Below are 5,211 nucleotides of genomic sequence, written 5' to 3' on the forward strand. Positions count from 1 at the left end.
CTATCTCAGCCGGGCATTGCCTATCATGCAGGCGACGCTCGGTTCCCAACACTTTGAAACACGCCACGCTGCCGGCTATCTGGGCGCGCTGCGACTGAGGACGGGACAGTTCGGTTCGGGCCAGGCTTTGATGGATCAGGCCTTGGCTGGACAGCCGCCTGCACATCAACTGATCAATGTCGCACGCAGCTTGTATGCGGATGTTTTGCTGGATCAAGGGCAGCTTAAACGCGCCAGCGAATGCTTGGATGCGGCGCGGGCCGATATCGCTCGCAATCCTGGCAGCAAATACCCTCGTATCTTGTTGCAAGAGGCGCGGCTCGATGCCAGCCAAGGACGGTACGATGCGGCGATCAAGAAGCTGGGCGAGCTGGAGCGCAGCTACACGGCCGATGGCAAAGGTCAATCTGCCCTGATGGCGCCAGTGCTGCAAGCCCGCTTCGATGCTGAATTTTCCTTGGATAGATTGGTACAGGCCGAAGAAACCCTATCAAGGCTACGGGGCTTGCCCGAGGTAGAAGGGAGCGCTTTCGCCTTGAATCAGGCATCTAGCCAAATTCGGGCGGCGAAGCTGCTCTTGGCGCAAGGTCGCACCGATGCAGCGGGCAAAGCCTACGCAGAGCTTTTAGGTGGATTGGCGGCCGCGCATATTGAGACGCAATTTCCCAAACTCTGGTCTGATGCGCTCCTTGGGCAAGCAGATGTGCTGCTGCGCCAGGGGGAGGGCGATGGCGCGATGAGCCGTATTCAATCGGTAGTGCGATTTTGGGAAGGGCGGGATCAGGCCGGTATCTGGTTGGCCCAGGCGCGGTTGGCCTTGGCGAATTGTCTGCTGAGGCAGCACAAAATCGAACAAGCGCGGGTCAGCTTGGAGCAAGCCAAGCGGGAAATCGATGAACAGGGGGCAGGCAATGCCTTCGCCGCTCAGCTTGATGCCTTGATGCGACTGACCAAACACGGTTGAGTAGGCGCTTTCACTTGCTCTGTGGCTCTGGGTGTTGAGGTTTCGCTTACTGCATGCGACGGGGTCTCGTACCGGGCGCTTGACCGACAAAACGACGTTGTATTTTTCAATCTGCGCTCCGTAGTGGGCGCAATTCGCACATTTGCTGATCGGTGTGCTGTAAATGAATATTTTGAATTGCACAATAAAACGTATTTATTGTGCATTTCGGATCATCTTGGAAATATTTATTTTTCAATGATGAAATCATATGCTTATGTATTATTCTCTCGGCGCGTAATCGCACGTTTTGCCTATGGTGATTGTGCCCGTGGCTCCGGCCTCATGCCGGATTTTTTAATTCGATCACAAGCGCTACTAGGGTAGCGATGACGCGCTGGCGCAATCAAGTCTTTGAAATTGAAACTGGGTGCTGACAGGCCCGTAAGGATATGATCATGACAAGACACAGTATTTTTCCGCTCATGCAGAAGTACACGGTACTTGGTGCAATGCTGGCATCCATGTCGGCCGGCGCGGATGTGATTTTTGATACCGAAACAGAGGTGCTTACACTCTCTGACTTAGGTATTCAGCAGCGCAATGTGTTGCAGACCTTCAATTCCGTTGCAGTTAAGTTAAAGCGTGATGGTCGGTGGGAGTTACTCAGTGCGGTCGGGCCAGCTCGGGTAACGACCATCACGACTATACCGTCGGCTTTGGTACTGACTCCGGGAGCAAGTATGGAGATTGCCTGCAGTGTCGACACCGATGGCGTGGCGATCCCGGGGGATTGTGAATTGCAGCTTGTCGAAGCGGCAGGTGGGTCAATTCTGGGTAAACGCTATACCGCCCCCAACACGGCCGGGATTTTCCATATCGTGGCTAGATCGAAATTGCATGCTGGGTTTCAGACGACAATATCAGTTGTGGTTAGCCCAGCGTCAACGCCAAGCGTGGTAATCAGCCCAACTAGTGCGACGCTAGCCGCCGGCGCAGTTCAGCAATTTCAATGTGATATCAGGGAAAGCGTGGTATCGCATGATTGTGTGTACAGGATTGATGAGGGAGATAGTGGTGGTAGCTTGATAGGTGGCCGCTATACAGCTCCCCAGAAGGCCGGGGTTTATCATGTTACAGCCTCAAGTGTTAAAAACAGCGCGCTTTCTGCCACTGCGACCATCATCGTTACCGGCACCGGCACCGGCACCGGCACCGGCACCGGCACCGGCACCGGCTCAGGCACGGGCACTGGAACTGGAACTGGAACTGGAACTGGAACTGGAACTGGAAGGGTCGCGATGGTAGAGGCCTGTGTGGCAAGTGGCCATGGCACCGACTATCAGGTGGGGGATGGGGCAGGGCAGCTTCCTGGCTTGGAAAACGTGCCTTGGGAGAACTTGAATGCGGGTGATACGGTGCGCATCTTTTATCGCGCCAAGCCATATAACGGAAAATTCATGATTTCCGGCACAGGCACTGTTCAAAATCCAATTCGTATTTGCGGCGTTACCGGGCCGAATGGTGAGCGGCCAATTATCGATGGTAATAATGCAATAACCCGCAAAGGGCAATTGTATGGTAATTCATTGCATGAAACCCGCTCGGTGATTGTGCTGAAGCCAAAGAACGATGCGGATTGGTGGACGCATTTCCCGCAATCGATTCAGATCGATACGCTGGAAATTACCGGGGCGACGCCGTCCAATAAATTTGTTGATACCAATGGGGTGACTCAGAGCTATGCAACATTCGGTGCATGTATTTGGGCTGAGCGTGGTCACGATATCCGAATCATCAATAATGTCATCCACAATTGCACGAACGGCATTTTCACTAAGTCGACCGACGATGGTGACTTTGCTGTGACCAAGGATGTGCTTATTCGAGGCAACGATATTTATGGAAACGGCGTTGTCGGCGATGATCATGAGCATGGATCCTATGTTCAATCGGTCGGCGTCGTGTATGAGTTCAATCACTATGGCAATTCGCGTGTTGGCGCAAACGGGTCGGCATTGAAAGACCGCTCCGTCGGCGCTGTCATCCGGTACAACAGCATAGAAGGCAACGCACGAAGTCTGGATCTGGTTGAGGCCGAAGACTTTCCTTTAACTGCTACCAAGGACCCGAAGTATCGGGCGACTTATGTCTATGGCAATCAAATTACCCATGATATGGGTGCTGGTGTTGCCATTCACTATGGTGGCGATCATGGTGGCGCCCCAGCGGGAGCATCATGGGGTGAGGGAATCTTTCGAAAGGGGACCCTGTATTTCTACAATAACTCTGTCAATCTGACCGGATCGACCTATTCTTCTGCACTCTTTCAGCTATCGACCACCGAAGAAGCCGCGGAGATATGGAATAACGCGTTTCTCTATAGTGGCAAGGCTACAGAGCCGGGAATTTTAGCCGGCCAGGATGTAGCAAGTGCCTATAAGACGGGTGGGACAGTTCGGTTTGGCAAAAACTGGATCAGCAGTGGCTGGGCTGTCTATGGCGCTAGCCATCCCGTTTCTACTGCGATCGTGTCGGGCCAGCAAAACTTCATCCAATCCAATCGAGCTGAATTCTCGCCAGCAACGTTCGCCCCGGTGATAGATCCATCGCAGCCGAGCCCCAACCTGAAGAGCGTGCTGATTGATGCGGGTCAGGCAAACTTGGCTGCGGTTGCAAACTATCCGGTCAACTATCAATTGTCTGCCCCGATGGTGGGCATTCTGAGGCAAACCACCGGCGCAACTACTGATCTGGGTGCTGTTGAATCGATGCAATAGGTAATCCTGGGGGTTGGTTTGTGCTCAAGGAATCAACCCCCCGAGCTATTTGCCGACCTCGTTCGTCGCGCCGGGCGCTTCCAACGACTTTCCCCAGGTTCGACGTTGAGCCGATCGACGCATCAACTAGCATTGCTGGCGCATTGGGTGCTAGATCAAACCCGCACTTCGCAATTCCTGCTTCAAATACGGGTAGAGCACGGTGGCGCAGATCAGGCCGATCGGGCCGAACAGTAATTCGAAGGCCAGCATGGCGGTGATCAGTTCCCAGGCGGCGACGCGATTGGCGCCACCCAGAATGCGCGCACTGACCAGGTATTCGAGTTTGTGTACCACGATCAGGAACACCAGGGCGGCGATGCCGGCGGTCAGGCTGACGCCGAGGCCGACCAGCAGCAGGATGCTGTTGCACAGCAGATTGCCGGCTACCGGTATCAGGCTGGCGGCAAAGGTGATGACGATCAGCGCACCACGGTAGGGGAAGGACCAGCCGGCCAGCGGGGCGATCACCAGGAGGAACAGGGCGGTAAACAGGGTGTTGGCCAGGGCTACCCAGCACTGGCCGCGCGCCACCCGGCCGAATATGGTGGCAAGGCCCAGCCAGCGCCGATGCCAGGCATGCAGCAGCGGGCCGGGTTGGCTGCCGCCTGTGGTGCATCCGGCGGCAATGCCCAGCCACCAGCCAAACAGGGTGTGCAACAGGATGCCCACGCCATGCCGACCGGCTTCGAACAGCTGGTGGCTACGGGTATGCAGCAGGGTCATCAGACGCTCGCGCAGCGATTCAGCATCATCAGGCACCATTTCTTGCAGGCCGATCGGCAGCGCGTCGCGCAACTGGACGGCTTGCTCCAGCAGCTTGTGCCACAGACCCATGGTTTCATCGGCCAGGGTCTTGAGGTGACTGCCGAGAAACATAGTGGCAAGCTGGCCCAGGATAAACGGGGTCAAGGCCAGCAGCAGGCCCACCCACCAGCGCACCGCCGGCAATCGCGCCAGATGCCGGTGAGCCAGCAGGGCGCGGCAGAGCAAAAAGCCGGCCATGCCGGCCAGCAAGGCCGAGGCCGTATGCAGTAACAGGGCCAGCAGCCACAGACCGCTCAGTGCTGCGAGGGTGATCCAGTCGTATCGGTTGTGCGCCATATTTGCTCGTGGAGTATCGCTGGGTGATGGCCGGCGCCGTGAAACTCAAGGGCGGGGTACCAAGTACTGGCAGTGCTGGGGCCGGCACGTGGCCGGCTGTTTCCTCGGAAACGTCCGCGTACCGCTCAGTGGCGTGTTTCGCTAGGCGTCTCGGTGGAGTCGATGGCAAACAGCTGGCCGACATCCACCACATCGAAGCGGTAGTGCTGATTGCAAAAATCGCAATGGATATCGACGCCACCAAACTCGGCGACGATGGAGTCGGCTTCGGGCTTGCCCAGCATCTTGATCATATTGCCGACCTTGTCTCGCGAGCAGCGGCAGCCAAAATGCGGATGCTCTTCG

The 5,211-nt window shown here is 56.1% G+C and carries 4 protein-coding genes; 2 read left to right on the forward strand and 2 right to left on the reverse strand.

The annotated features are described in order from the left end of the window. Together ACE3OH_RS18900 and ACE3OH_RS18905 are read left to right on the forward strand one after the other, a co-directional pair. The coding region (locus ACE3OH_RS18900; protein ID WP_374356854.1) for a hypothetical protein at positions 1–964 on the forward strand (964 nt) is incomplete at its 5' end. Positions 965–1,401: 437 nt separating this feature from the next. Continuing rightward, positions 1,402–3,723, forward strand: coding sequence for a hypothetical protein (locus ACE3OH_RS18905; protein ID WP_374356856.1), 2,322 nt, complete (start codon positions 1,402–1,404; stop codon positions 3,721–3,723). Between the two features lie 150 nt (positions 3,724–3,873). Here the strand turns inward: ACE3OH_RS18905 and ACE3OH_RS18910 are convergent, their stop codons facing one another. Together ACE3OH_RS18910 and ACE3OH_RS18915 are read right to left on the reverse strand one after the other, a co-directional pair. Then, positions 3,874–4,866 carry a hypothetical protein gene (locus ACE3OH_RS18910; protein ID WP_374356858.1) on the reverse strand — a complete coding sequence of 331 codons (993 nt, stop codon included), beginning with the start codon at positions 4,864–4,866 and terminating at the stop codon, positions 3,874–3,876. 125 nt (positions 4,867–4,991) lie between these two features. Further along, positions 4,992–5,211: Hsp33 family molecular chaperone HslO (locus ACE3OH_RS18915; RefSeq protein ID WP_374356860.1), on the reverse strand; the 220-nt coding region annotated here is incomplete at its 5' end.

This window comes from Chitinimonas sp. (genome assembly GCF_041904975.1).
Taxonomy (GTDB): Bacteria; Pseudomonadota; Gammaproteobacteria; order Burkholderiales; family Chitinimonadaceae; genus Chitinimonas.

What these genes read in the sequence shown, in the direction of transcription:
- ACE3OH_RS18905 (WP_374356856.1), top strand. Translation starts at nt 1,402, where the DNA reads ATGACAAGACACAGTATTTTTCCGCTCATGCAGAAGTACACGGTACTT.
- ACE3OH_RS18910 (WP_374356858.1), bottom strand. Translation starts at nt 4,866, where the DNA reads ATGGCGCACAACCGATACGACTGGATCACCCTCGCAGCACTGAGCGGT.